22 protein-coding genes are annotated in these 25,905 nt (G+C 67.3%); 6 read left to right on the top strand and 16 right to left on the bottom strand.

Features of this window, described 5'->3' with window-relative positions; genetic code table 11:
- Window positions 1–3: 3 nt before the first annotated feature.
- From alaC to AC3WON_RS11575, 10 genes are all read right to left on the bottom strand, one after another.
- Entirely contained in the window at window positions 4–1,230 is a 1,227-nt protein-coding gene (alaC, locus tag AC3WON_RS11620; RefSeq protein ID WP_492318478.1) for an alanine transaminase, read from the bottom strand.
- A 130-nt stretch (window positions 1,231–1,360) separates the two neighbouring features.
- On the bottom strand, window positions 1,361–1,771 hold the full coding sequence (locus AC3WON_RS11615; RefSeq protein ID WP_492318479.1) for a hypothetical protein: 411 nt from the start codon (window positions 1,769–1,771) through the stop codon (window positions 1,361–1,363).
- 56 nt (window positions 1,772–1,827) lie between these two features.
- Window positions 1,828–2,655, bottom strand: a complete 828-nt coding sequence (locus tag AC3WON_RS11610) for a siderophore-interacting protein (protein ID WP_492351881.1) — start codon at window positions 2,653–2,655, stop codon at window positions 1,828–1,830.
- Window positions 2,656–2,733: 78 nt separating this feature from the next.
- Complete coding sequence (locus tag AC3WON_RS11605) at window positions 2,734–3,441, bottom strand: PadR family transcriptional regulator (RefSeq protein WP_492351880.1); 708 nt, start codon at window positions 3,439–3,441, stop codon at window positions 2,734–2,736.
- A gap of 91 nt (window positions 3,442–3,532) precedes the next feature.
- Window positions 3,533–4,621, bottom strand: coding sequence for an MBL fold metallo-hydrolase (locus AC3WON_RS11600; RefSeq protein WP_492351879.1), 1,089 nt, complete (start codon window positions 4,619–4,621; stop codon window positions 3,533–3,535).
- A 157-nt stretch (window positions 4,622–4,778) separates the two neighbouring features.
- Entirely contained in the window at window positions 4,779–6,224 is a 1,446-nt protein-coding gene (locus AC3WON_RS11595) for an FAD-binding oxidoreductase (protein ID WP_492351878.1), read from the bottom strand.
- A gap of 25 nt (window positions 6,225–6,249) precedes the next feature.
- Window positions 6,250–7,059 (bottom strand): 4-hydroxy-2-oxoheptanedioate aldolase, encoded by an 810-nt coding sequence (hpaI, locus tag AC3WON_RS11590; protein ID WP_492318484.1) that lies wholly within the window; start codon window positions 7,057–7,059, stop codon window positions 6,250–6,252.
- 37 nt (window positions 7,060–7,096) lie between these two features.
- Window positions 7,097–8,569 (bottom strand): NAD-dependent succinate-semialdehyde dehydrogenase, encoded by a 1,473-nt coding sequence (locus AC3WON_RS11585; RefSeq protein WP_492351877.1) that lies wholly within the window; start codon window positions 8,567–8,569, stop codon window positions 7,097–7,099.
- A gap of 34 nt (window positions 8,570–8,603) precedes the next feature.
- Entirely contained in the window at window positions 8,604–10,127 is a 1,524-nt protein-coding gene (locus AC3WON_RS11580) for a UxaA family hydrolase (RefSeq protein ID WP_492351876.1), read from the bottom strand.
- Between the two features lie 23 nt (window positions 10,128–10,150).
- Window positions 10,151–11,155, bottom strand: a complete 1,005-nt coding sequence (locus tag AC3WON_RS11575) for a tripartite tricarboxylate transporter substrate binding protein (protein WP_492351875.1) — start codon at window positions 11,153–11,155, stop codon at window positions 10,151–10,153.
- A gap of 143 nt (window positions 11,156–11,298) precedes the next feature.
- Between AC3WON_RS11575 and AC3WON_RS11570 the strand changes: the two genes are divergently transcribed.
- Window positions 11,299–12,240, top strand: a complete 942-nt coding sequence (locus tag AC3WON_RS11570) for a LysR substrate-binding domain-containing protein (RefSeq protein WP_492318488.1) — start codon at window positions 11,299–11,301, stop codon at window positions 12,238–12,240.
- Here the strand turns inward: AC3WON_RS11570 and AC3WON_RS11565 are convergent.
- Window positions 12,237–12,992, bottom strand: coding sequence for a sulfite exporter TauE/SafE family protein (locus AC3WON_RS11565; protein WP_492318489.1), 756 nt, complete (start codon window positions 12,990–12,992; stop codon window positions 12,237–12,239). The two genes, AC3WON_RS11570 and AC3WON_RS11565, sit on opposite strands and share 4 nt — an antisense overlap.
- Before the next feature lie 424 nt (window positions 12,993–13,416).
- Between AC3WON_RS11565 and AC3WON_RS11560 the strand changes: the two genes are divergently transcribed.
- From AC3WON_RS11560 to AC3WON_RS11550, 3 genes are read left to right on the top strand one after another with little or no spacing between them, the layout of a single operon-like run.
- Window positions 13,417–14,850 (top strand): cytochrome ubiquinol oxidase subunit I, encoded by a 1,434-nt coding sequence (locus AC3WON_RS11560; protein WP_492351874.1) that lies wholly within the window; start codon window positions 13,417–13,419, stop codon window positions 14,848–14,850.
- A 4-nt stretch (window positions 14,851–14,854) separates the two neighbouring features.
- Window positions 14,855–15,862, top strand: a complete 1,008-nt coding sequence (gene cydB, locus AC3WON_RS11555; RefSeq protein WP_492318491.1) for a cytochrome d ubiquinol oxidase subunit II — start codon at window positions 14,855–14,857, stop codon at window positions 15,860–15,862.
- Window positions 15,862–16,017, top strand: coding sequence for a DUF2474 domain-containing protein (locus tag AC3WON_RS11550; RefSeq protein ID WP_492318492.1), 156 nt, complete (start codon window positions 15,862–15,864; stop codon window positions 16,015–16,017). Before cydB ends, AC3WON_RS11550 begins: the two co-directional genes overlap by 1 nt.
- 25 nt (window positions 16,018–16,042) lie before the next feature.
- Here AC3WON_RS11550 and AC3WON_RS11545 read toward each other — a convergent pair whose 3' ends face one another.
- From AC3WON_RS11545 to AC3WON_RS11525, 5 genes are all read right to left on the bottom strand, one after another.
- Window positions 16,043–16,807 carry a fumarylacetoacetate hydrolase family protein gene (locus tag AC3WON_RS11545; RefSeq protein WP_492351873.1) on the bottom strand — a complete coding sequence of 255 codons (765 nt, stop codon included), beginning with the start codon at window positions 16,805–16,807 and terminating at the stop codon, window positions 16,043–16,045.
- 92 nt (window positions 16,808–16,899) lie between these two features.
- On the bottom strand, window positions 16,900–18,348 hold the full coding sequence (locus AC3WON_RS11540) for an MFS transporter (protein WP_492351872.1): 1,449 nt from the start codon (window positions 18,346–18,348) through the stop codon (window positions 16,900–16,902).
- Window positions 18,349–18,457: 109 nt separating this feature from the next.
- Window positions 18,458–19,984, bottom strand: a complete 1,527-nt coding sequence (locus AC3WON_RS11535; RefSeq protein WP_492351871.1) for an amidase family protein — start codon at window positions 19,982–19,984, stop codon at window positions 18,458–18,460.
- 93 nt (window positions 19,985–20,077) lie between these two features.
- On the bottom strand, window positions 20,078–21,382 hold the full coding sequence (locus tag AC3WON_RS11530) for an MFS transporter (protein ID WP_492318496.1): 1,305 nt from the start codon (window positions 21,380–21,382) through the stop codon (window positions 20,078–20,080).
- 118 nt (window positions 21,383–21,500) lie between these two features.
- A complete protein-coding gene (locus tag AC3WON_RS11525; protein WP_492318497.1) occupies window positions 21,501–22,721 on the bottom strand; it encodes a pyridoxal-phosphate-dependent aminotransferase family protein in 1,221 nt (406 codons plus the stop codon).
- 180 nt (window positions 22,722–22,901) lie between these two features.
- On the opposite strand from AC3WON_RS11525, the gene AC3WON_RS11520 reads away from it, so the two are divergent.
- Together AC3WON_RS11520 and AC3WON_RS11515 are read left to right on the top strand one after the other, a co-directional pair.
- Window positions 22,902–23,621, top strand: coding sequence for a GntR family transcriptional regulator (locus tag AC3WON_RS11520; protein WP_492318498.1), 720 nt, complete (start codon window positions 22,902–22,904; stop codon window positions 23,619–23,621).
- 177 nt (window positions 23,622–23,798) lie between these two features.
- Window positions 23,799–25,850 (top strand): LamG-like jellyroll fold domain-containing protein, encoded by a 2,052-nt coding sequence (locus AC3WON_RS11515; protein WP_492351870.1) that lies wholly within the window; start codon window positions 23,799–23,801, stop codon window positions 25,848–25,850.
- The last annotated feature ends 55 nt before the right edge of the window (window positions 25,851–25,905 follow it).

The following is a 25,905-nucleotide window of genomic DNA, read 5'->3' as shown; positions in this document are numbered from 1 at the left end:
CGTTCATGCCTGCGCCGCCGAGGGCGGCTTCACCAGCCCGTCCGCCCGGAACATCGCCTTGATGCCGCGCACCGCCTGCCGGATGCGCGATTCGTTCTCGATCAGGGCAAAGCGCACATACTCGTCGCCATAGTCGCCAAAGCCGATGCCCGGCGACACCGATACCTTGGCCTTGGCCAGCAGCTGCTTGGAGAATTCCAGCGAGCCCAGCGCGCGGTACGGCTCGGGAATCCGCGCCCAGATATACATCGACGCCCTCGGGATCTCCACCGGCCAGCCCGCTTCGATCAGCCCGCGCGCCAGCACGTCGCGGCGCGACTGGTACTGCGCGGCGATCTCGCTCACGCACTGCTGGTCGCCCTCCAGCGCGGCGATGGCCGCGATCTGCAGCGGCGTGAAGGTGCCGTAGTCGTGATAGCTCTTGATGCGCGTCAGCGCCGCCACCAGGTCCGGGTTGCCGACCATGAAGCCCACGCGCCAGCCCGCCATGTTGTAGCTCTTGGACAGCGTGAAGAACTCCACCGCGATGTCCTTGGCGCCCGGCACCTGCATGATCGACGGCGCCTTCCAGCCATCGAAGACGATGTCGGCATAGGCCAGGTCGTGCACCACGAAGATATCGTGCTTGCGTGCCAGCGCAATGACGCGCTCGAAGAAGTCCAGCTCCACGCATTGCGCGGTGGGGTTGGACGGAAAGCCCAGCACGATCATCTTGGGCTTGGGATAGCTGCCGCGGATGGCACGCTCCAGCTCGGCAAAGAAATCGATGCCCGGCACCAGCGGCACCGAGCGGATATCCGCACCGGCAATGACCGCGCCGTAGATATGGATGGGGTAGCTGGGATCGGGCACCAACACCGTGTCGCCGCGGTCCAGCGTGGCCAGCATCAGGTGCGCCAGGCCTTCCTTGGACCCGATGGTGACGATGGCCTCGGTATCCGGGTCGATCTCGACGTCATAGCGTTCGCGGTACCAGTGCGCGATCGCGCGGCGCAGCCGCGGGATGCCCTTGGAGGCCGAATAGCCGTGCGTATCGGGCCGTTGCGCCGCTTCCGTGAGCTTGGCCACGATATGCGCCGGCGTGGCGCCATCGGGGTTGCCCATGCTCATGTCGATGATGTCCTCGCCACGGCGGCGGGCGGCCATCTTCAGCTCGGCGGTGATATTGAAAACGTACGGGGGAAGGCGATCGATGCGCGCAAAGCGGCGCTTGCCAGAAGCGGCAGTCATGGAGGGAGTCCTTTACGTAAGCGCCCGGAACCGTCCGAGCGACGTCGGCAGCCGTTGTCTCGGCTGCCGGAAACTCATGTTAGCGGGGATGCGGCGAATGCACAACGGTCACGTGAGGCCGCGCGAAAGATCAAAGCAGCTTGCCGCCCGGCGGACGCGTCGGCCGGTCCGCCGGCAGGTTGCGCACGATGCAGTCCAGCGCGCGCGAATCGGACTTGCCGCCAAGCGCCGCGCTGACCGAATCCCGATACTGCGTAGGCGAGATGCGCTGGTAGTAGAGCCGCGAGGTCAGGTCCAGCCAGTATACGTAGTTGTCGTCGTCCCTGCTGCCACTGGTGCGCAGCCAGTCGCTGATATTGCTGGAGCCAACCACCATGTTGGGGCAAGCGGTCTGCAGCGAATCGAGATAGTCATTGAAGCCCTTGGCCTGGATATTGCGCACGGAGTCCGGCGCACAGGCCGCCAGCAACGCTGCGCAGGCGGAGGCCAGCGCGAAGCGCCGGCTGATCGTGAAGCGGCGAAAGATGGACGAAGGCTGCACGGCAGGGTCTCCCTGGCGGATGGCGGTGGCACTATCTTACCGGCACCCCGCCCGCTTCAGTCGTCCAGCGTCTCATGCACCGCCGCATCGCCGCGCTTCCAGTAGGCCGACGCGCGGATGCGGCGCTTGTCGATACCGCGTTCGCTGACCAGGTACTGGCGCACCGCTTTCATCGCCGCCGCTTCACCAGCGGCCCACACATAGCCCTCGCCGCGCGGCAGCGTGAGCTTGCGCAGCGCCGCTTCCAGCAGGCTGCCTTCCAGCGCATCGCCACGATGCAGCCAGTGCACATCGCATTGCGCCTGCGTCGGCAGTGGAATGTGCGCCGCGTCATCGCCAACTTCCACCACCACGATGGCGCGCGTATCGGCCCCGAGCTCTTCCAGGCGTCGCGCGATCGCCGGCAGCGCGGTATCGTCGCCGATCAGCAGGTGCCAGTCGAACGCCGTGGGCACCACGAACGAGCCGCGCGGGCCGCCCACGCCCAGGTACTGGCCCGGCTGCGCCTGCGCCGCCCAGGTCGACGCGGGACCATCGCCATGCAGCACGAACTCGATATCCAGTTCCTGCTTCGCCCCATCGTAGCGGCGCGGCGTGTAGTCGCGCGCGGCCGGCCGCGGCTGGCCTTCGGGGAAGGTGATGCCGTCAGCGGTGACCTGCGGCAGCACCGGCTTGTCAGCGCCATCCACCGGGAAGAAGACCTTGACGTGGTCGTCGAACGACGCCGAGACAAAGTCCTGCAGATCAGCGCCGCCCAGCGTGACGCGCAGCAGCTGCGGTGACACTTGCGTGGTACGCACCACCTGCAGCAGGCGCATCTTGAGAGGATGGCGCACGCGCTGCACAGTCAGGTCGCGTGCGGAGGCTTGGTCGTTCTCACTCATGTTGGAATTCCTTGGGATTAAACCCGGCGCCTGCCGGGTCAGGCTGCCGATGGCCGCAGCCAGCGTCAGTGCCACGCGTCAGGCCTTGCGCACCGCTTCGATCTCGGCCGCCGCGCGCAGCAGGATCTCCGCGATGCGGCGCTGCTCGTCGGCGCCCGCGTCGCTGCGCAGCGCAATGGCACGCTTGATCGCGGCGCGGGCCTGCATCAGTTCGGGCAGCCAGCCGCCCTGCTCCGGCTCGGGCTGCGGCTCGCCGCTCATGGCGCGCCGCATCCATTCCACCTTGCGCGCCACGTGGCGCAGCTTGGCAATCATCACCTCGACCCGCTCGCGGTTGGCCGCCAGGTGGGCCTTGCCGGTCTCGGACAGCTGGTAGCGCTTCTTGTTGCCTTCCGTGTCGACGGTGGCGTAGCCGACTTCTTCCAGGTAAGTCAGGGCCGGATAGACCACGCCGGGACTGGGCTTGTAGAAGCCGTTGGTACGGGTCTCGATCGCCTTGATCAGTTCGTAGCCGTGGCTCGGCTTCTCTTCAAGCATCGCGAGCAGCAGCAACTGCAGGTCATCGGCGCTGAACTTGCGGCCCCGGCGCCAGCCTTCGCCATCGAAGCTGCCGGGACCATCGGGGCCGCCAGGGCCGAAGCCGTCGTCATGCCCGCCGCCCCAGAAGCCGCCGCCGTGGCGGCTCATGGCGTGGTGGGCGAAGTGACGCTCAAAGTGCGGCACAAGGCGCATCAGCAGATGACGGCCGTGGCCTGAGAAGCCAAAAGGGTGGGAATGATGACGCATGACTAGCTTCGATATGTCGTAAAACATATCTTACGATATATATCGTACGAGCGGAAGTCAAGGCGACGCGGCAGTCCCCGCCGCGTGGGGATTACCTCATGCGGTACCAGTGGCAGCCATCGGGACCGGTCTCCCGCACCGCCTCGCCCCGCTCCAGCAGGTAGTTCAGGTGCGCAATGCTCTCGCCGGTAGCCATCCCCAACAGCCCGCCGCTTCCGGTGATGGGGCGCGAGAACAACTCACCGAACACATCCACCGCCCGCTTCGGCTTCCCCAACGCCCCACGCAACCGATCCAGCGCCTGCAACTGGCTCGCCCGCAAATAGTCAATCCGCGCATGCAGCCCACGGAACGGTTCGTTATGCGCCGGCAGCACCAGCACATCGTCCGGCACAGCGGCGCGTACCTTATCCAGCGAAGCCAGCCAGTCCTGCATCGGATCGGCATCGGGCTCGGTCGGGAACACCGAGACGTTGGAAGAAATGCGCGGCAGCACCTGGTCGCCGGACACCAGCAGCTTCAGCGCCGGGCAGTACAGGCAGGCATGTTCGGGCGAATGACCCGTGCCGACGATGACCTGCCAGTCGTGCGCGCCGATGCGCACGGTGTCGCCATCGGACAGCCGGTGGAAGCTCTCGGGCAAGGCGTGGACATATTTGCCGAAGCCACCGAAGCGGGTGCGGTACACCTCGATCGCTTCGTCGTCCCAGCCAGCCTTGCGATAGAACTCGGTCGCGTCATCGGGCGCCGCTCGCCCCGTATCCGCCGCCAGCACACGGCACATCAGGTATTCCAGCCGCGTCATCCACAGCTGGCAGTCGAACTTGCCGGTCAGCCACCCGGCCATGCCGATGTGGTCGGGGTGCATATGGGTCACGAACAGGCGCGTCAGGCCGCCGGCCAGCGGGCCGCTTGCGGCGAACAGCGCGCGCCAGGCCTGGGCGGTTTCCGGGGTCTGCAGGCCGGCGTCGACGGCGGCCCAGCCATTGCCGTCGCGGATGGCCCACAGGTTGATGTGGTTCAGGCCCAGCGGCATCGGCATGCGCAGCCACAGCACACCGGGCGCTACCTCGCGGGCGTGGCCGGGTTCGGGGGCGTCACCGCAGGGGTAGTCGAGCTCGGGTTTTTCGAGGGAGATGGGGGCAGCTGCGAGGGCGATGTCGGGGGATTGGGCGCTCATCGGTATCTGGGCCGGTGGGCCGGCCGTGCTGTGCGCGGTGGCCGGTGCGGCAATGCCCCGGCTCCGCGCGTTCTGGATAGCTGACACCTTAGCCCAGATGGGCGATTCCTGCTACGCGCGCCCCTGCCCGCGTTCCGCCACATGGAAGGACAGTGGACTATCGCACCGGCGCCGGCAGCACCTTGCCCGGATTAAGCAGGTTCAACGGATCAAGCGCCTGCTTCACTTGCCACATCAATTCCAGTTCCACCTGGGACTTGTAGCGCGCCAGGTCATCGCGCTTGGCCACGCCGATGCCGTGCTCGGCGGAGATCGAGCCGTTTTCCGCATGGGCCATGCCGTCGACCAGGGCGGAGACCCGTTCATACCATTGCGCCAGGAACTCTTTGCCTGGCTGATCCCTGGGCCGCAGCGGGTTGAAGTGCACATTGCCGTCGCCCATATGGCCGTAGATCACCATGCGCGCGTCCGGCACCAGTTCCAGCACCCTGGCCGAGGCTTCCTCGACAAACGCAGCGATGCGCGACAGCGGCACCGAGACATCGCACTTGATGCTGCCGCCGGTGCGGGTCTGCGCGTCGGAGATCTCTTCGCGGATGCGCCAGAAGGTCTGGGCATCGGACAGGCTGGCGGCCACGGCGGCGTCCTGCACCAGGCCCTGGCTGAAGCCGGATTCGAGGATTTCCATCAGCGTGGCGTTGAGGCTTTCCGCATCGGTGCCGGAGGTCAGCTCGATCAGCACCATCCAGTCGTGCTTGTCCTGCAGCGGGGAAGCCACGTTGCCAAGATACTCAAGCACCAGTTCCAGCGCTGGCCGCGAGATCAGCTCGAACGCGGTCACGGCCTGGCCGGACAGGCGCTTGGCTTCGCCCAGCAAGGCTACCGCCGCGGCGGGGTCCTGCACGGCGACAAAGGCCACGGCGCTGCTGCGCGGCTGCGGCATCAGCTTGAGCACGGCGCCGGTGATGATGCCAAGCGTGCCTTCCGCGCCGACGAACAGCTGCTTGAGGTCGTAGCCGGTGTTGTCCTTGCGCAGGCCGCGCAGTGACGAGTAGATGCGGCCATCGGGCAGCACCACTTCGATGCCGAGCACCAGGTCGCGCATATTGCCGTAGCGCAGCACCGCGGTGCCGCCGGCATTGGTCGACAGGTTGCCGCCGATCTGGCATGAGCCTTCGGAGCCGATGCGCAGCGGGAACAGGCGCTGCCCGGCCTCGGCGGCGCTGCGTGCCGCGCTCAGTGTGACGCCGGCCTGCACGGTCATGGTGTCGTTGATGGTGTCGAGGTCCAGCACGCGGTTCATGCGGCTGAGATTGACCACCACGGCGGTGCCGCTGTCGTCGGGCACTGCGCCGCCCATCAGCGAGGTATTGCCGCCCTGCGGCACCACCGGCACGCGCCGGGCATGGCACCACTGCAGCACCTGGCTGACCTCTTCCGTCGATGACGGCAGCACCACTACCTGGGCCTGGCCGCGGTAGATGCCGCGGTAGTCGGTGACGTAGGCCTGCGTGTCGGCGTCGCCGCTGCGGCAGGCGCTTGCACCAACGATGGCCTGCATCGCGCGCAAGGTGGTGTCTGGGGTCGGGGTTTCGGCTGGCATGGGTGTAAGGCGAAGGAGATACGGGTCAGTACGCGGCGGAAGGCTTGTCTGCGGCGGGAGCGTCAGAGGGCTGCTCGCGGAACGATGCGGCAAGCTTGCGCGCGGCGTTGGCGTACAGCATCACGTCCACGCCGGTGGCCACGAAGGTGCAGCCCAGGTCCAGGTAGCGGCGTGCCAGTGCCGGGTCCGACGTCAGCGTGCCGGCGGCCTTGCCGCTGGCGATGATGGTGCGCATCGCGCCTTCGATGGCGGCCTGCACCTCCGGGTGACCGGGGCGGCCGCGGTGGCCCATCGACGCAGCCAGGTCGGCCGGGCCGATAAAGACGCCGTCGATACCATCCACCGCGCAGATCGCTTCCAGGTTCTGCAATGCGGTGACGGTTTCGGCCTGCACCAGCAGGCAGACTTCATCGTCGGCCACATCCAGGTAGTCGATGCGGGCGCTCCACTGCGAGGCGCGCGCAATCGCGCTGCCCACGCCGCGGATGCCTTGCGGCGGGTAGCGCGTGGCGCTGACCACCATGCGGGCCTGTTCCGCGGTATCCACCATCGGCACCAGCAGGCTGCGCGCGCCGATGTCGAGCAGCTGCTTGATCAGCGGCACTTCACCGGCCACGGCGCGCACCACGGGCTGGACCGGGTATGGCGCCACCGCCTGCAGCGCGTGCAACGTCGAGCGCAGGTCGTTGGGGGCGTGTTCGCCGTCGATCAGCAGCCAGTCAAAGCCTGCGGTGGCCGACACTTCGGCCAGGTACGGCGTTGCCATCGACAGCCACAGGCCAATCTGCGCCTGGCGGGCGGCCAGTGCGGTCTTGAAGGGATTGTTTGCGGGCATGGTGTGTTCCGGTTCGATGATCGCTGGGCCCGGCGCTTCAGCCGAGCTGGCCCTGGCAAAGGTACTTGGTATGCATGTAGTCGTCCAGCCCGTGGCGCGAGCCCTCGCGCCCGTAGCCGGATTCCTTGACGCCGCCGAACGGCGCCGCCTCGGCCGCGATCGCGCCCTCGTTGATGCCGACCATGCCGGTTTCCAGCGCCTGCGCCACGCGCCAGATGCGGCGGATGTCGTTGGAGTAGAAGTACGCAGCCAGGCCGAACGGGGTGTCGTTGGCGTCGCGGATCACCTCGGCTTCATCGCGGAAGCGGAAGATCGGCGCGACCGGACCGAAAGTCTCTTCGCACGACAGCTCCATCGCGGGGGTCGCATCGGCCAGCACCGTCGGTGCGTAGTAGTGCGGGCCATCGGCGGTGCGCACGCGCTTGCCGCCGGTGACCACGCGCGCCCCCCGGGCGACGGCGTCTTCCACGTGGCGTGCGATCTTGTCGACGGCGCGGGCATTGATCATGGGACCGATCTGCGCGGCCTCTTCCGTGGCCGGACCGACATGCAGCGCGCCAACGCGCTGCGCCAGGCGCTCGACAAAGGCGTCGTGCACGGCGTCATGCACATAGACCCGGTTCGGACACACGCAGGTCTGGCCGCCGTTGCGGAACTTGGACGCCATCAGGCCATCGACCGCGGCATCGAGGTCGGCGTCCTCGAAGACGATGAAGGGCGCGTTGCCGCCCAACTCCAGCGACAGCTTCTTCAGCGTGGCAGCCGATTCGCGCGCGAGGTGCTTGCCCACGGGCGTGGAGCCGGTAAAGGTGATCTTGCGCACGCGGCTGTCGGCCAGCCAGGCGTCGACCACGCCCGGCGTGCGCTCGCGCGATGCGGTGACGATGTTGAGCACGCCCGCGGGCATGCCGGCCTGCTGCGCCAGCCATACCAGCGCCAGCGCGGTCAGCGGGGTGTCCTCGGCGGGCTTGGCCACCACCGTGCAGCCGGCGGCAAGCGCCGGGGCGATCTTGCGGGCAATCATCGCCAGCGGGAAGTTCCACGGCGTGATTGCCGCGACCACGCCCACCGGCTCCTTCAGCACCAGCAGTTTGCGGCCCGGCACGGCTTCCGCGACGATATCGCCGCAGATGCGCGTGGCCTCTTCGGCAAACCACTCGACATAAGACGCGCCATACTGCACCTCGCCGCGTGCCTCTTTCAGGGGCTTGCCCTGCTCCGTCGAGATGATGCGCGCCAGGTCTTCCTGGTGCGTGAGGATCAACGCATGCCAGCGCTTGAGCAACTGGGCGCGTTCGCGCGCGGGCCGGCGGCTCCATGCCGGGAAAGCGGCAGCGGCGGCATCGACGGCAAGGCAGGCATCGCCGGCATCGCTGTCCGGCACGTTGGCAAAGGTCTCGCCGGTGGCCGGGTCGGCGACCGGCAGGCGCGCGCCAAGGCCGGCATCGCACCACCGGTCGTCAATCAGGTTCTGGCTGCGCAGCAGCGCTTGCTCGGAAAGCGTCAGCATAAGTGTGGAGGAAGAAGGATTGGCGGAAGGCGGCTCAGCTGACGATGCCGAGGTGCCAGGGCACGAACTCGTTGTCGCCCAGGCCCAGCGCTTCGCTCTTGGTCGGCTCGCCGGAGGCCGCGCGCAGGATATGTTCGAAGATCCGCTGGCCCATCTGCGGCACGGTCAGTTCGCCGTCAAGCACCAGCCCGCAGTTGATGTCCATGTCTTCTTCCAGGCGGTGGTACATCGCCGAGCTGGATGCGAGCTTGATCGTCGGCGCGGGCTTGGAGCCGAACATCGAACCGCGGCCGGTGGTAAAGCAGATCAGGTTGGCGCCGCTGGCGATCTGGCCGGTGACGGCCACCGGGTCATAGCCGGGCGAGTCCATGAACACAAAGCCGGCCTGGTCGATCGGCTCGGCGTATTCGTACACCGCCTGCAGCGGCGTGGTGCCGCCCTTCATGGCCGAACCCAGCGATTTCTCGAAGATATTGGCCAGCCCGCCCTGCTGGTTGCCGTGGCCGACCACGCCGTTGAACTGTGCGTTGTGGCCGGCGGTGTAGCGCTCCCACCAGGCCAGGCGGTCCAGCAGCTTCTGGCCGACCTCGGGTGTTACCGCGCGGCGCGTGAGCATGAACTCAACGCCATGGATTTCCGGCGTTTCAGACAGGATGGCGGTGCCGCCATGGCGCACCAGGATATCCATCGCCGCGCCCAATGCCGGGTTGGCGCTGATGCCGGAAAAACCGTCCGAGCCGCCGCATTCCAGCCCGATCTTCAGGTGGCTGGCCGATACCGGCAGGCGCACCGCGGTATTGGCCGCGGGCAGCATCGATTCGATCGCGCGGATGCCTGCGGCAATGGTCGCACGCGTGCCGCCGCTATCCTGCATCACCAGCGTGTGCACCGCGGGGCCGGGCTCAAGCCCCTGCGATTCCACCAGTGAGGCCACCTGGTTGCGCTCGCAGCCGAGGCCGACGATCAGCACGCCGGCCAGGTTGGGATGGCGCGCATAGCCAGCCAGCGTGCGGCGCAACACGTCGAAGTGCTCGCTCGGCGACGACATGCCGCAGCCGCTGGTCTGCGCGAAGGCGACCACGCCATCGACATTCGGATACGCTGCCAGCCGCTCCGCTGTGAAATGCGCGGCGATCTGGCGGATCACGGTAGACGAGCAATTGACCGAAGACAGGATGCCGATGAAATTGCGCGTACCCACGCGCCCGTCCGGTCGCACAAAGCCGTTGAAGGTGGCGCGCCGGGCCTCGGGCACATAGTCCACCGGCCGCACGTCCTGGCAGAACGCCGGGTCGCGGTAGAAATCGACCAGGGTCAGGTTGTGCGAATGCACGTGGTCGCCCTGGGCGATATCGCGCGCGGCCACGCCGATGACGGTGTCGAACTTGCGCACCGGCGTGCCGGCGGCGATGGCGCAGGCCGCGATCTTGTGGCCGGCCGGCACCTGCGCGCGCACGCGCACGGCGGGGTCGGCCAGCTGCTGGCCAAGGCTGAGGTCGCTGCGGGCGACCAGCACGTTGTCGTTGGCGTGCAGGCGGATGACGGGATTGGGATTCACTTGGACTTGGCCTTCGGCGGCAATCAGCCTTGCTGCAGCAGTTCTTTCAGCTTGAGGCGCTGGATCAGCTGGGTTTCCTGGTCATAGACGCTGGCCACGTACTTCTTGTAGTCAGGACCGTCCAGGTACATCACGGGCGCATCCAGTCGCGCCGCCACCTGCTTGAACTCGTTGCTGGCCACCGCGGCGCGGAAGGCGTCGCGCAGCTTCTTTTCCACGGCGGGCGGCAGGCCTTTCGGGGCGCCGATGCCGTTGGGCGCTTCCACCACCACGTTGTAGCCCAGCTCCTTGAGCGTCGGCGTGTCCTTGAAGCGGGTCGCGCGCTGTTCGCCCCAGGTGGCCAGCAGGCGCAGCTTGCCGGCTTCCACGTGCGGCGCCCACGAGCTGGAATCGGCCAGCAGGTCGACCTGCCCGGCCAGCACGTCCTGCAGCGCGGCGGCGCCACCCTTGTAGGCGATCGCGTTGAACTGGATGCCCGCGGCCAGCGCGAACTGCTCCATGCCGACGTGGGTCGCGCCGCCGATGCCGGCGTGCGCATAGGTGATCTTGCCGGGGCTGGCCTTGGCGGCGGCCACCACGTCCTGCAGCGTCTTGTAGCGCGAGCTGGCCGGCACGGCGATGCCGAAGGTCTGGCCCGAGGTGCGCGCCAGGTAGGTCAGCTCGGTGCGCGGGTCCAGCTGCAGCATGCCGAGCTGCGCGAAGCGCGTCACCGAGATCGGGATCTGGCCGATGGTGTAGCCGTCCGGATTGGCGCGCGCCAGGGCCTTGGTGCCGATCATGCCGGAAGCGCCGGCGCGGTTCTCGACCACGATCGACTGCTTGAGAATGCCGCTCGCCACCTGGCACAGCGCGCGCATCGACTGGTCAGCGGTGCCGCCGACCGGCCATGGGCAGATGAAGGTGATGGGACGCTCGGGATACTCGGCGGCCAGCGCCCGCGCGGCAGGCAGCAGCACGCCGGCAGCGCCCGCGGCGGCTCCGATGAGCAGGCAGCGGCGCTTGGAATCGATGGGGAATCCTTGGGTCATTTGCGGGTGTCTCCGATGTTCTGATTATCGGCGGGACCGGCGCAGCCAGCCTCGTCATGCCCGCATTCTGTCGCGCCTCAACATAACAATCCAATCAAAGAACGGCATTGCTTCATAACCTTAAGGTTAGATAGACTGGTAGCATGGTCCAGATCGATCGCGCGCTGCGCTCCAATATCAAGCTGCGCCACCTGCAACTGCTGGTGGCGCTGGATGAGTTCCGCCACCTCGGCCGCACCGCGGAGTTCCTGTCCGTGAGCCAGCCGGCGGTGTCCAAGGTGCTGACCGAAGTCGAAAGGATGCTGGGTCTGTCGCTGTTCACGCGCTCCACCCGCGGCACCGAGCCCACCGCCGCCGGCGAATCGCTGGTGCGCTTTGCGCGCTCGGTGCTGGCCCAGTACGAGCAGACCCGCGACGAGATCGCCGCAGTGCAGAGCGGCGCTTCCGGCCGCATCCGCGTGGGCTCGATGGGGGCGGCGCTGCCGGTGCTGCTGGCGCAGGCCGTGGGCGCGCTCAAGGACCGCCACGCGCGCGCCACCGTGCTGGTGGAGGAAGGCGACCTGACCCACCTGCTGCCCAAGCTGCGGTTGCGCGAGCTGGACCTGATCGTGGGCCGGCTGGAGCCGGGCTATGCGGCGCCGGACCTGCTGACCGAAGCCCTCTATGAAGAACCGATGGTGGTCGTGGTCCGCCGCGGCCACAAGCTCGCGCGCAAGGCCCGCCCCAGCTGGGCCGACCTGGCGGCGATGCCCTGCGTGCTGCCGCCGCCGTGGGCCTCGCTGCGCGTGAAGATCGAGCAGGCCTTCTATCGCCACGGCCTGCACCCGCCGCAGGATGTCATCGAGACCTCGTCCTACCTGGCGCAGGCCACCTTCGTCGGCCAGCGCGGCGCGGCCGGCTTCATGGCCGAGTCGGTGGCGCTGTCGTTGCAGGAGGAAGGCCGGTTGCACGTGCTGAAGATGGCCGTGCCGGTCGACCTGCCCCCGGTCGGCATCATCACGCTGCGCGAACGGGCGCCCTCGCTCGGCACCGACCAGCTGCTGGAATGCCTGCGCGAGGCTGCGGCGCAGGTCAGGGCCGTCTAGCTGGCACGCGCCATCAGCACCGGCACCGACGTGGCCAGCAGCGCCACGCCGGATACGGTCAGCAGCGTCAGCACGACCTTGCGGAAGGTGGCCTCGCTGATCCCCAGATAGAGCCGCGTGCCCAGCAGCGTTGGCACCAGCATCGCGGGCGCCACCACCAGGAACATCGGCAGCATCTCGCGCGTGACGATGCCCTTGCCCACATAGGCGGCCATGGTCATGGCCAGCGTGGCGAGGTTGAAGTTCTGGATCACCGCGCGCTGTTCGTCCTTGTCGAAGCCGCGCAGCGTGCACCACAGCGTGGGGATCACGCCAGTGAAACCACCGATGCCGCCCATCACGCCGCCGGCCGCACCGGCAACGCCATCGGCCACGCGCCCGCCCACGCCGATATGGGGCAGCTTGCGCACCATCAGCATGACCGGGCACCACAGGGTCAGGAAGCCGCCGAGCACGACCTTGAACCACAGCGCGTCGAGCATCGGCAGGATCGCCACGCCAAGGGGGATGCCGGCCACGCCGCCGGCCACGAACGGCCACAGCCGCCGCCACGACAGCCCGCGCCGCACCGACACCGCCGCCAGCAGCTGGCCGGTAAGCGCGCCGAACACGGTCATGGCCGACGCCAGCTGCGGCTCGATCGCCCAGGCCCAGAACGACATCGCCACCATGCCGAAGGCAAAGCCGGACAGCCCCTGGACAAAGCCAGCCACGGCGGCGCCGGCGATCACGATCAGCAAGGTGGAATCCATGGCAGGCGGGGCCGCGTCATACGATGGCGGACGCGATGTTCAAAGGCTTCTGGGAAGCGCATGACTATGCACTTCTTTGCCCTGCTTGTCAGTCGCTGCCTCTGCTGCGCCGCGCAAAACTGATACGGTATTTTTTCAATGAGGTGATGCTGTTCTGCTCTTCCCGGCTCCGTTAGCATGGTCGCCATCGACAAGGGCATCGGGCCGCGCGAAGCGGCGCCGGCGGCATCGGGTGCGGCGATATGTCACCCGTACGCCACCGGCAGCAACAGTGCCCTTTGCTGCGCGCGCGGCGTACACTACGCTTTATCGCACGCGCCTACGGCCCGCGCCCCGGCGCGCCCTGCCGACCGGCCCCGGCCTGCCAGACGGCAGTGCCGCGCCCGTCACACGCGTGCGCCAGGCCAGCGCCACGGAGAACAACATGTTTGGTTTGACCGCGCTAGACCTAGCCCGCACGCAGTTTGCCTTCACGATTTCTTTCCACATTATTTTCCCGGCGATCACCATTGGCCTGGCCGCCTACCTGGCGGTGCTGGAAGGCTGCTGGCTGCGCACGCAGCGCACGCATTACCGCGACCTCTACCACTTCTGGTCCAAGATCTTTGCCGTCAATTTCGGCATGGGGGTGGTGTCCGGGCTGGTGATGGCCTACCAGTTCGGCACCAACTGGAGCTTCTTCTCCGAGTTCGCGGGCAGCATCACCGGGCCATTGCTGACCTATGAGGTGCTGACCGCCTTCTTCCTGGAAGCGGGCTTCCTGGGCGTGATGCTGTTCGGCTGGAACCGCGTCGGGCCGGGGCTGCATTTCTTTGCCACGGTGATGGTGGCGCTCGGCACGCTGATCTCCGCCACCTGGATCCTGGCCTCCAACAGCTGGATGCAGACGCCGGCGGGCTTCGAGATCATCAACGGCCGCGTAGTGCCGACCAACTGGTTCGAAGTCATCTTCAACCCGTCGTTCCCCTACCGCCTGGTGCATATGAGCGTGGCGGCGTTCCTGGCCACGGCGCTGTTCGTCGGCGCCTCTGCCGCCTGGCACCTGCTGCGCGGGCGCGACAACCCCGCCATCCGCAAGATGCTGTCGATGGCGATGTGGATGCTGCTGATCGTCGCGCCGATCCAGGCCGTGATCGGCGACATGCACGGCCTGAACACGCTCAAGCACCAGCCCGCCAAGATCGCCGCGCTGGAAGGCCACTGGGAGAACAAGGGCAATGAAGGCCTGCCGCTGCTGCTGTTCGGCTGGCCCGACATGGCGCGCGAAGAGACGCGCTTCGCGGTCGAGGTGCCGCGCCTGGGCAGCCTGATCCTGACCCATTCCTGGGACGGGCAGATCAAGGGCCTGAAGGAGTTCGCGCCGCAGGACCGGCCCAATTCCACCATCCTGTTCTGGTCGTTCCGCGTGATGGTGGGGCTGGGGCTGCTGATGGTCCTGCTGGGCGTGTGGAGCCTGCTGCTGCGCCGGGGCGAGCGCATGTACCGCTCGCGCGGCTTCCTGCATATGGCGCTGTGGATGGGGCCCACCGGCCTGATCGCCATCCTGGCCGGCTGGTTCACCACCGAGGTCGGGCGCCAGCCGTGGGTAGTCTACGGGCTGCAGCGCACCGCCGACGCGGTGTCGCCGCACGGCGTGCCCGAACTGGCAACGACGCTGGCGATCTTCGTGGTGGCCTACTTCTTCGTGTTCGGCGTCGGCATCGCCTACATGATGCGGCTGGTGCGCAAGGGTCCGGCGCTGGAAGAAGCCAAGCCGGAAGGCGGCCCCGGACGCGGGCATACGCCGGCACGGCCATTGTCGGCCGTGGATGACGACGAAGCGCTCGCCCCCGCCACCACTGCACGCACCCGGAGCTGACACCATGGGCATCGACCTCTCGCTTCTCTGGATCTTCATCATCTTCTTCGGCGTGATGATGTACGTGGTGATGGACGGCTTCGACCTGGGCATCGGCATGCTCTATCCGTTCGTGCCGGACCGGCATGACCGCGACGTGATGATGAACACGGTGGCACCGGTCTGGGACGGCAACGAGACCTGGCTGGTGCTGGGCGGCGCCGGGCTGCTGGCGGCGTTCCCGCTGGCGTATTCGGTGGTGCTGAGCGCGCTCTACCTGCCGCTGATGCTGATGCTGCTGGGCCTGATCTTCCGCGGCGTGGCGTTCGAGTTCCGCTTCAAGGCCAACGACCGCGAGCGCCCGGTGTGGGATGCCGCCTTCATCCTGGGCTCGGGCACGGCCAGTTTCTTCCAGGGCGTGGCGCTGGGCGCCTATATCGACGGCATCAAGCTGGAGGGCCACCGCTTTGCCGGCGGGCCGCTGGACTGGCTCACGCCCTTCCCGCTGTTCTGCGGCGTGGGGCTGATGGTGGCCTACACGGTGCTGGGCAGCACCTGGCTGATCATGAAGACCGAGGGCGACTTGCAGCAGCGCATGATCAAGCTGACCGGCTCGCTGGCGTGGCTGCTGCTGGCGGTGATCGCCGTGATCAGCCTGTGGACGCCGCTGACGCATCCCGAGATTGCCGAGCGCTGGTTCAGCCTGCCCAACCTGTTCTGGTTCTCGCCGGTGCCGATCCTGGTGGCGCTGTGCATGTTCATGCTGATGCGCGCGCTGCGGCATGAGCCGGATATCTCGCCGTTCATGTACGCGCTGGGGCTGGTGTTCCTGGGCTACAGCGGGCTGGCGATCAGCGTCTGGCCCAATATCATCCCGCCGGGAATCTCGATCTGGGACGCCGCCGCGCCGCCGCAAAGCCAGGGCTTTGCGCTGGTGGGGGCGCTGTTCATCATCCCCTTCATCCTGATGTACACGGTATGGGCCTACTACGTGTTCCGCGGCAAGGTGCGCCACGGCGAGGGCTACCACTGATGGCTATGGATACACGGCGCTCGGGGACAAGCACCGGCACCTGGCTGCGCCGCATCGGCTGGCTGGTGCTGATCTGGGCCGCCAGCGTGGCGGCACTGGGCGTGGCCGCGTGGGTGCTGCGGATCATCATGCAGGGCGTCGGCTTGCGCAGCTGACGCCCCGTCAAGGGCAACGCCGTTTTCAGAGCTGGACCGAGGCCTCGCCGATGCCATCGAACTCCGCGGTCACCAGGTCGCCTGCCGATGCGTCCAGGATGCCGACCCAGGTGCCGGTAGTGACGACCGTGCCGGCCTCTACACGTTGCCCGTCGCGCGTGGCATGGCGCAGCCAGGCGGCCAGCCCAAAGGCCGGATCGCCCAGCGCGTGGGTGCCGCGGCGCTCGGTGGTTTGCGTGCCGATCCGCACCCGGCAATGCTGTGCCGCCCAGTCCCGCGCCGCATAGTCACGCCATTCGCCAAGCACCAGGGCGCCGTGGGACTGCAGGTCGGCCAGCTTCAGCAGCGCGGGCGCGGCAAGATACTGCCGCCAGCGCGAATCGACGACTTCAATCGACACCGCCATCGCATCGATCAGCCCGGCCGCGCCGGCGTAGTCGAGGGCGGCAGCCTGCGCGGCGTCAACGCCCTGCCCCAGCCGCAACGCAATCTCTGCCTCGATGCCGCGCCATGTGAAAGGCCAGTCGCCGGCATGCGCGGGGCTGGTCCAGACCCCGGCCGGTGGCAGTTCGGCATGCGTCAGCACCGCCTCGCGCGAGGCACCGCCGGATTTCCAGTAGCCGGCGCCTGTCGCTTGCCAGCCAAGCGCGCGGGCCACGGCCGACTGCACGGCGTAGGCCTGTTCCGCATTCTCAAGCACGGTGGCGAATTGCTCTGCATCGGCGCAGCCCTGTTCGCTACGCGCGCTGAGCAGGGCCTGCGCGACCCGATCGATATTGGAAGATGTCATGCCTTGGGTATTTCCTTGAATGAGGGATGAATATCGCCCGGTATCCCGCTCCCGGCAAGCGCGCGCAGCACGCTGCCGGGAACGGGCCGGTCTCAGGAGCCGCTGGCGCTGGCCGCGGTGCCGCTGACCGCAGGCGCGGCTTCGTCGTCGGCGGCGGTCTCGCCCATGGCGCGGCCGAAGGTTTCCGGCGCGAACTGCACGGCCAGCGCAAACACTGCGTACATCGCCGCGAGCATGCTGAACATGCCGCCGACGCCGTAGGTTTCAAACACGCGCCCGCTGATCAGCGGCGTCAGCGCGCCGGCCAGGGTGCCGAGCGCCAGGATCAGCGAGGTGCCGAACGCGCGCACGTGGGTGGGATACTGCTCCGGCGCGAAGATCCAGATCGACGTGTTCAGCAACACCACGCAGAACGTGAAGGCGGCACCGAACATCAGCACCAGGCCCACGTTATACGTCAGGAAGCCGAAGCACAACCCGGCCGCGCAGGCCAGCCCCGCGCCTATCGTCAGCACCCGCTTGCGCGGGAAGTGATAGCCGCAGTACGACGCCGCGAGCGCCCCGAACAGGCTGCCGCTCTGCATCACCATGGTGAAGAGAAAGCTCTTGGAGATGGTGTAGCCCTGCGACATCAGGATGGTCGGCATCAGCGTCAGCACCGAGATCTGCGCGCCGTACGTCATGGACACCGCAATCCCCAGCGCGATCGTGCGCCGTCCCAGGCGACCCTTGAAGATATCGCTCAGGCGCACCCTGGTGCGCGGCGCGTCGTCCTGGATCGCGGCCTTGATATAGGGCGTCGGCTCGCCGTCGAGCTTGCCCAGGCGGCCGGATGCGAGCACCGACAGCACCCGGTTGGCCTCGTCCACGCGCCCCTTGGACAGCAGGAAGCGCGGCGTCTCCGGAATAAAGCGCCGGTAGAACACGACGAAGAATGCCGGCAGCACCAGGCAGGCAAAGAGCCAGCGCCAGCTGTCCGGTCCCGGGAACATGGCGAATACCGCCAGGCCGAAAGCCGGCGCTAGCATATTGCCGAGGCCGCCGCTGCCCACGCTGACCAGGCCCACCGCGGTGCCGCGGAAGCGCGTCGAGCACAGCTCGGCCAGCATGGTCACGGCGATCGAGATCTCCCCGCCCAGGCCGATGCCGACGATAAAGCGGCCCGCCGCCAGCACGCCATAGTTCGGCGCCAGCGCGCAGATGATGGCGCCCAGCGTGAACAGCAGCAGGTTGGCGCTCAGCATCGTGCGCCTGCCGTAGCGGTCCGCGATATAGCCGGAGCCGATGCGTCCCAGCGCGGCGGCGCTGAAGGTCAGCGTATTGAGAAAGCCGATCTCCGCCACCGAGATGCCCCACTGCTCGCGCAGCATGGGGCCGATCAGGCCGACGGCGTTCTGTTCGAAGACATCGAACATCACCCCGAGCATGATCATGAAGATGATCTTCTTGTGCGACGCCGTCACCCCGATGCCATCCATGGCCCGGTCGAGCTCATGCTGCTGTGGGGAATTCGGCGATTGAACTACAGTTTCTGCGCCCATCTTTGTCTCCTCCTCGTTTCGAGGTTGCCGCGGTTTGTCCGCGACCTTGTCGCCGCCGTGTCCGGCTGGCGTTTGTCGAGCAGCGATAAAACTTCGTTCCGGCGCGCGCCTATTCCAGCGCGGGCGTCGAGTGCGGCGGCCGGCGCGCGCGCAAGGCCTGCTCGGCCGCATAGGCCAGCCGTATCAGCACGGGTTCGGTGAAGGGCAAGCCAAAGAACTCCAGCCCGACCGGCACACCCTGCGGTGCATTGCCGTCTGGCGCCGAAAATCCGGCCGGAATCACGATGGCCGGAAAGCCGGTGGCCGACGCGAGCACGCCATTGCGCTCTGCCTGGATCTCGCCGACCGGCGCCACCAGGCGCCGCTGGTGCGGAAATGCCAGCGCATCAAGCCGGTGCCGCGCCATCAGGCCCTGCAGCCGCTGGCGCAATGCCTGCTGGCGCTGCAGGCGTTCGCGGTACTCCCCTTCCCGCTCGCTCAGCGCTGCCGCGGTGTCGAGGGTTCCCGCCACGCTTGGATGGACCGAACCGGCAGCGATGATGTCCTTCATCGACCGCACCGCGACGCCGGGGGGCAGCCCCGCCAGGTAGGCATCGAGATCGCGCGCCATCTCGTAGTGGTGCACAAGCGTGGACGCGAGCAGCTCGTCCGGGCTGATGGCGTCTTCAATCGCGACCAGCTCGGCGCCTTGTGCCGCGATGGTCGCCAGCGCTGCCTGCATCACGGCGTTGACCGGACGGTGCACATCCTGATCACCGAAGAAATGCCGCAACACGCCGATGCGCGCGCCCCTGAGTCCGTCGCGGTCGAGGCTGGCGGCATAGCTCGCCGGGATGTGGGGCGCGCCCTGGCTGGTGACCGGGTCGGCCGGATCATGGCCGGCGATGACATCGAGCAGCAGCGCCGTATCGGCGACCGTGCGGGTGATCGGGCCGATGGTGTCCTGCGTCAGCCCGCAAGGGACCAGCCCGGCCCGGCTGATCAGGCCCATGGTCGGACGCAGGCCCACCAAGTTGTTGGCCGAGGCCGGCGAGCGGATGGAATTGACCCCGTCGGTGCCGATGCCAAGCAGGCCGAAGCTGGCGGCGATGCCGGCGCCGGTGCCGCCGCTGGAACCGCCGGGCGTGCGGGTCAGGTCATAGGGATTGAGGGTCTGGCCGGACAAGGTGCTGACGGTCTCGCCGCCGGAGGCAAGCTCGTGCAGGTTGGTCTTGGCCAGCACGATGGCACCCGCCTCGCGCAGCCGGCGGATGACGAAGGCATCGTCGCTGGACAGGTTGCCGCGCAGGCAGGCGGCGCCGGCGGTGGTTTCCATGCCGCCGCATTCGATGTTGTCCTTGACCAGCACCGGGATGCCATGCAGCGGCGCCAGCGGCCGCGTGGGGTTGCGGCCCGCCATGGCGTCGATGCGGCCGGCCTCTTCCAGCGCCTGCGGGTTGGGCTGCAGGATGCTGCGCAGGGCGGGGCCGCCCTGGTCATAGGCCGAGATGCGCGCGAGGCAGGCGCTGGCCAGTTGGCGCGCCGTCAGCCTGCCGTCGCGCATCGCGGCATGCGCGCTGGCAACGGTGGCTTCCACCACGCTGAACGGCGCATGATGGCCGGGGCCGTCTGGCACCGGTTGGTACGAGTTTGTCATGAGAGCCTTCCATGCGCCGGCAAGGGCGCGAAGTGTTTGCGAGGTGATGGCCAGGCGGGGCAGCGGCACGGTGCCGCACCCCGCTTTGTCTCGCTATCGGTTGACCAGGCGGGCAGGTATTGTCCAGATGCAGAACGCACCCAGCATCAGCATCCCGGCAATCATGTAGTAGGCACTGTTGCCGCTCTGGGTCACGTCGCGCAGGTAGCCGATCATGTAGCCGCTGGTAAAGCCGGCAAGGTTGCCGATCGAGTTGCTCATGGCGATGGCCGTGGCCAACGCCGCGCCGCTGAGGAAAGCCGTCGGCAGGGACCAGAACAGCGGCGTGCAGGTCAGGATGCCGGCTGTGGCGATCGACAGGAACACCAGGGACAGCGCGGTGCTGTGCATGACCCAGGGCAACGCCAGGAAGCCGATCGCACCCATCATGCACGGGATGATCAGGTGCCAGCGCCGCTCGCGGTGCTTGTCGGCGCTGCGACCGAAGAAGTACATCGCGACAATGGCCGCCATATACGGTATCGCGCTCAGCATGCCGATATGGAGCGGGTCGCTGACACCGGTCGACCTGATGAACGTGGGCAGCCAGAGCGTGATGCCGTACTGGCCCGTGACATAGCAGAAGCAGATCAGGCTGATCAGCCAGACGCGCGGATCGGTAAACACCTTGCCGACGCGTGCCTGCGGGTCCACCGCCTTGACGTCTTCCGACTTGGCCAGTTCAAGGACCTGCTTCTCCGCGCTGGTCAGCCACTTGGCCTTGGCAATGGAGTTGTCCAGGTAGTAGAAGCAGAAGCAGCCCAGCAGCACCGCCGGCACCGCCTCGATGATGAACATCCATTGCCAGCCGCCCCAGCCAGCCACGCCGGCCATGCTGCCCATCAGGTAGCCGGACAGCGGGTTGCCGATGATGCCGGACAGCGGCGAGCCCATGCAGTAGATGGCCATGATCTTGGCACGCCGTTGCGACGGGTACCAGCACGACAGGTAGTACACGATGCCTGGCGTGAAGCCGGCTTCGGCCAGGCCCAGCAGGAAGCGCAGCGTGTAGAACTGGGTTGGCGTCTGCACGAAGGCAAAGCACGCGGAGAGTATCCCCCACGTGATCATGATCCGGCCGATCCATACCTTGGCGCCGAACTTGTGCAATGCCAGGTTGCTCGGCACCTCGAACAGGAAGTAGCCGATAAAGAAAATCCCGGCGCCCAGCCCGTAGACGGTTTCGCTGAAGCCCAGTTGCTGCGACATCTGGAGCTTGGCAAAACCTACGTTGACACGATCGAGATAGGCGATCAGGAAGCAGACCATCAGGAATGGCACCAGCCTCCAGCTCACCTTGCGATAGGTCGCATCCTCGAACGTCCTGATCTTTGTTCCCGCCTGCAGGGTTGTATCCACAGCGTCTCCTCTGTTTTTTGTCAGGTACGGCAGTGCTGCGCTGATCCGTTGCGATCAGTCCGGCGGGGGCGTTGCGCACGCGCGGCGCCCGCCCCCGTCTCGGAAGGCAGTGACTGCGTCAGGCGGCAGCCTTGAGCGACAGCGGCGTCGCGTGCGCGGCGAGATAGTCCATGGCGGCAACGGTGCCGCTGCCCGCGAGCGCGACGCCCGAGATCTTCAGGCCCATCTCGCAGCCGGCCAGCGTGGCCATCAGCGTGAGGTCGTTGCAGTCGCCCAGATGGCCGATACGGAACATGCGGCCCTTGACCTTGCCCAGGCCGGCGCCGAGCGACATGTTGAAGCGGTCATAGATGTTCCTGCGCACCACGTCCGCGTCGATCCCCTCGGGCATCATCACGCCGGTCAGCACCGGGCTGTAGACGGCCGGGTCCGCGCACTGGATCTCCAGGCCCCAGGCCTTGACCGCGCGGCGGCAGGCTTCGGCCAGGCGCTGGTGGCGGGTGAAGACGTTGTCCAGCCCTTCCTCAAGGATCATGTCGAGGGCTTCGGACAGGCCATAAAGCAGGTTCGTGCTAGGGGTGTAGGGCCAGTAGCCGGTCCGGTTCATCTCGATGATTTCATCCCAGCCCCAGAAGCTGCGCGGCAGCCGGGCCGTGCGGGAGGCTGCGATGGCCTTGGGCGAGACCGCATTGAAGCTGATGCCGGGCGGCAGCATCAGGCCCTTCTGCGAGCCGGACACGGTCACATCCACGCCCCACTCGTCATGCCGGTAATCGGCGGACGCCAGCCCCGAGATGGTGTCGACCAGCAGCAGCGCCGGGTGTCCGGCCGCATCGATGGCACGGCGCACGGCTGCAATATCCGAGGTCACGCCGGTCGAGGTCTCGTTGTGCACCACGCACACCGCCTTGATCGCATGCGCAGTGTCGGCACGCAGGCGGGCCTCGATCATGTCGGCCTGCACCCCGTGGCGCCAGCCCTCCACGCCCGGCAGGCCGAGGAACTCGGGCTTGATGCCCAGGTTCTCGGCCATCTTCTTCCACAGCGTGGCGAAGTGGCCGGTCTCGAACATCAGCACCGTGTCGCCGGGGCTCAGCGTGTTCGACAGTGCCGCTTCCCAGGCCCCCGTGCCCGAAGCCGGATAGATCACCACCGGCTGCTCGGTCTTGAAGATCTTCTTGATGCCGTCCAGCACCTTGAGGCCCAGCGCGCCGAATTCCGGGCCGCGATGGTCGATGGTCGGATAGCTGATGGCGCGCAGGATGCGATCGGGAACCGGGCTCGGTCCGGGGATCTGCAGGAAATGGCGGCCGGCGGGATGGAAGTTGAGATTCAGCATTTGACTCCTCCTGTTGAGTTTTGAATGCAAAATACTTTATCAGAGGAGTGACGGAAAAACAGCGGGGATTGCGTGGAAATTCTCTAGCGTTTACCCGACAAATTAAGGGTTTACCTGCGTTTTTGAGTTCCAGTTGAGAGTCTGCTAAAATTGAACGCAATCACGCGATAGGAATTTTGAATGCAAATTGTCGCCACTTCCGGCACGGATTCGCCGGCTCCGGTACTGCCCAGGCTCGAACGGCAACGCTTGCACGACACCGTGGTGGCCCACCTGCGCACCTTCATCGTCGAGGGCACCCTGGAACCGGGCAGGAAGCTCAATGAGCGCGAATTGTGCGAGACCCTCGGCATCTCCCGCACGCCGCTGCGCGAGGCCCTGAAGGTGCTGGCGGCGGAGGGCCTGATCGATATCTCGCCCAACCGCGGCGCGACCGTATCGCGCCTGTCCGGGGCGGAGATCCAGGACACGTTTGAGCTGATGAGCGGGCTGGAAGCCTTTTCCGGCGAACTGGCCTGCGAACGCATCACGGCCGTCGAACTGGCCGAGATCAAGGCCCTGCACTATGCGATGCTGGCCTGCCGGGCAAATGACGACCTGCCCGGCTATTACCGGATCAACCACCAGATCCATGACCGCATCAACCTCGCGGCCCGCAATTCGGCGCTGCGCCAGACCTATTTGTCGGTGAACCGGCGGCTGCAGGCGCTGCGCTTCCGCTCCAACTATCAGAAGCCGAAGTGGGACAGCGCCATCCACGACCACGAAGAGATGCTGCAGGCACTTGAGGCACGCGATGGCAAGCGGCTTGCCGCCATCCTGCGCCAGCACCTGCTGGACAAGCGCGACGCGGTGCTGCTGATCCAGGCAGGCGATGCCGTTGGCACGCCCCAGGCATAGGACGCTGGCGCCACCCGCACCCCAAGAATCCGAATAGCCCCATCAGCATTCTTTGCCCCGCTGTCACCACGGTGACAACCCCGGTTCTTACTCTGCGAGCGCATTGCGGCAAACGCAATCCGCCACGCGGCACCTGCCGCCGGCGCACAACAACGCAGATGAACAGGGGAATCAGAGATGGCAGGGAACCTTGCACCGGGCAGGCTGGCGGGGATGGCGCGCGGCCGTGTGCTGGCCGCCACCATGATCGCCGCACTGGCGGCAACACTGGGCGGCTGCGGCGGCGGCGATGACGCCGCGCCGACAACCGCACCGAACGACACCACCATCAAGACCCCGCCGCCTGCCGGTGCCGGCGGCCCGCGCGTGCTGCTGGTCGGCGTGGACGGCGCCACCTATGCCCAGGTGCAGGGCGCGCTCTTGCGGCGTGAGCTGCCCAACCTGGCCCGGCTGAACCTGGTGCCCACCGCCACCGGCGGCATGCCCGGCACCATCACCGCGCAGCCGCCGCTGGACGCGCCCAGCTGGGCCACGGTGCTGACCGGCGCCTGGGCCAACCGCCACGGCATCGAAGACGATACCGGCAGCACCGCACTGCGGGCCCCCACCGTATTCCGCTACCTGCGCGCGGCCGGCAAACCCGGCCTGCAGCAAGGCGCATCCACCAGTTCGGGGGTGCTGCCGGGCCTGCTCAAGGCCGAGCAGGAAGCGGGCATGCTCGATACGCTGGTTGACTGCGCCGCGGTCGACAGCTGCGTCACGCAGAACGCCGTGCGGCAGGTGCAGTCCGGCTATGGCGTGGTGTTTGCGCAATACAGCGCGCCGGCACAGGCGGCGGAAGCCGGCGGCTTCGGCAACGGCGCCTATGCCACGGCGCTGGCCGGCATCGACAAGGCGCTGGGCGAGCTGCTCGGCGCCGTGGCCGCGCGCAGCCAGGGGCAGCCCGGTGAAGACTGGCTGGTGATGGTCACCACCAGCCACGGCCTGGATGCCACCGGCGCCACCACCACGGTGCCGACGGTGGAGAACCGTACCGCCTTCCTCGCCACCAACAAGGCGCTCAACGGCGCGCTGGCCAGACCTGGCGCGGCAGCGCCGGACACCCCGGCGGACCTGTCCGCGCTGCCGACCGAAGCCGATATCGTCCCCACCGTGCTGGCCCACGCCAGCGTGGCGCTTGACCCGGTCACCACGCGGCTGGACGGTTCGGCGCTGACCACTGCCACCGCCGGCGTGCGAGCCATCGGCGCCAGCATCAGCCAGTACAACGATGCCATCACGCTGAGCTGGCAGAACCCGACCGAAGCCTTCGGCGTCACCCGGGTGCTGCGCGACGGCGTGCAGATCGCCTCGCTGGGACCTGAGGCGCGGCAGTTCACCGACAAGGCCTTCAACATGGCCACGGGCCTGTACCAGTTCAACTACACGCTGGTGCGCAACGACGTGCCGGTGTCGTACCTGGCGCAGATCCACTACGTCAAGCCGGTCACGCTGGCGCCGACGCTGCTCAATGGGCTGGCCACGTATTTCAGCCTCGACAGCAAGCCGTTCGCCGACGCGAAGAACGCCGCCACGCTCGGCCCGTGGGTGGCAAGCCTTGACGGCGGCACGCTGGCTGCCGACAACTTCAGCGGCCAGTCGCTGCAGCTGGACTCGCGTGTCGACAGCTACAAGCTGGCATACAACGCCGCCGATATCACCCAAAGCCCGCAGTTCACCATCGGCTTCTGGTTCCGCACCGACTGCAGCCAGGGCAACGGCACCGGCGAGCCCATCCTGTCCAACAAGAACTACATCTCGGGCGGCAACCCCGGCATTGCCGTGGCGCTGTTCGGCAGCTGCGAGATCCGCTTCAACCTGGGCAGCGGCAGCGGCAAGCGCGACGATATCAACGGCATGAAGGTGTCGGCCAACCAGTGGACCTACCTGGCGCTGTCGGTCGACGCGGCAGCCAGGCGCTTCAGCGCCTATGTCATCGATCCGGTGCTGGGCCTGCAGAAGACCGAGAACAAGGCAATCGCCAACACCGACGTGACCAAGCTGGCCGGACTCGGCACCGGCTGGGGCGTGAACGACGATGCCACGCACAACTACGTGGGCAACAACCCCGGCGCGCTCAAGGGCGTGATGGGCTTCAACGACCTGGCGATGTGGACGCGCATGCTGTCGCTGGACGAGCTGAAGGCCATCACCGGCGCACGCCAGCCGCTGTCCACGCTGAATCCATAAATCCGGCTGGAACCCGTTTCGTCATGGAACGGGTTCCTCACCGACCCTTCCCCCC

It is taken from the genome of Cupriavidus sp. FW305-46 (assembly GCF_058787075.1).
Note: the sequence above shows the minus strand (reverse complement) of the source record. Positions and strands in the feature narration are given on the sequence as shown.

Excerpts from the sequence above, each read along its gene's own strand:
- alaC (WP_492318478.1), bottom strand. The coding sequence starts at position 1,230 with ATGACTGCCGCTTCTGGCAAGCGCCGCTTTGCGCGCATCGATCGCCTT.
- AC3WON_RS11610 (WP_492351881.1), bottom strand. The coding sequence starts at position 2,655 with ATGAGTGAGAACGACCAAGCCTCCGCACGCGACCTGACTGTGCAGCGC.
- AC3WON_RS11605 (WP_492351880.1), bottom strand. The coding sequence starts at position 3,441 with ATGCGTCATCATTCCCACCCTTTTGGCTTCTCAGGCCACGGCCGTCAT.
- AC3WON_RS11600 (WP_492351879.1), bottom strand. The coding sequence starts at position 4,621 with ATGAGCGCCCAATCCCCCGACATCGCCCTCGCAGCTGCCCCCATCTCC.
- AC3WON_RS11595 (WP_492351878.1), bottom strand. The coding sequence starts at position 6,224 with ATGCCAGCCGAAACCCCGACCCCAGACACCACCTTGCGCGCGATGCAG.
- hpaI (WP_492318484.1), bottom strand. The coding sequence starts at position 7,059 with ATGCCCGCAAACAATCCCTTCAAGACCGCACTGGCCGCCCGCCAGGCG.
- AC3WON_RS11585 (WP_492351877.1), bottom strand. The coding sequence starts at position 8,569 with ATGCTGACGCTTTCCGAGCAAGCGCTGCTGCGCAGCCAGAACCTGATT.
- AC3WON_RS11575 (WP_492351875.1), bottom strand. The coding sequence starts at position 11,155 with ATGACCCAAGGATTCCCCATCGATTCCAAGCGCCGCTGCCTGCTCATC.
- AC3WON_RS11570 (WP_492318488.1), top strand. The coding sequence starts at position 11,299 with ATGGTCCAGATCGATCGCGCGCTGCGCTCCAATATCAAGCTGCGCCAC.
- AC3WON_RS11565 (WP_492318489.1), bottom strand. The coding sequence starts at position 12,992 with ATGGATTCCACCTTGCTGATCGTGATCGCCGGCGCCGCCGTGGCTGGC.
- AC3WON_RS11560 (WP_492351874.1), top strand. The coding sequence starts at position 13,417 with ATGTTTGGTTTGACCGCGCTAGACCTAGCCCGCACGCAGTTTGCCTTC.
- cydB (WP_492318491.1), top strand. The coding sequence starts at position 14,855 with ATGGGCATCGACCTCTCGCTTCTCTGGATCTTCATCATCTTCTTCGGC.
- AC3WON_RS11550 (WP_492318492.1), top strand. The coding sequence starts at position 15,862 with ATGGCTATGGATACACGGCGCTCGGGGACAAGCACCGGCACCTGGCTG.
- AC3WON_RS11545 (WP_492351873.1), bottom strand. The coding sequence starts at position 16,807 with ATGACATCTTCCAATATCGATCGGGTCGCGCAGGCCCTGCTCAGCGCG.
- AC3WON_RS11540 (WP_492351872.1), bottom strand. The coding sequence starts at position 18,348 with ATGGGCGCAGAAACTGTAGTTCAATCGCCGAATTCCCCACAGCAGCAT.
- AC3WON_RS11535 (WP_492351871.1), bottom strand. The coding sequence starts at position 19,984 with ATGACAAACTCGTACCAACCGGTGCCAGACGGCCCCGGCCATCATGCG.
- AC3WON_RS11525 (WP_492318497.1), bottom strand. The coding sequence starts at position 22,721 with ATGCTGAATCTCAACTTCCATCCCGCCGGCCGCCATTTCCTGCAGATC.
- AC3WON_RS11520 (WP_492318498.1), top strand. The coding sequence starts at position 22,902 with ATGCAAATTGTCGCCACTTCCGGCACGGATTCGCCGGCTCCGGTACTG.
- AC3WON_RS11515 (WP_492351870.1), top strand. The coding sequence starts at position 23,799 with ATGGCAGGGAACCTTGCACCGGGCAGGCTGGCGGGGATGGCGCGCGGC.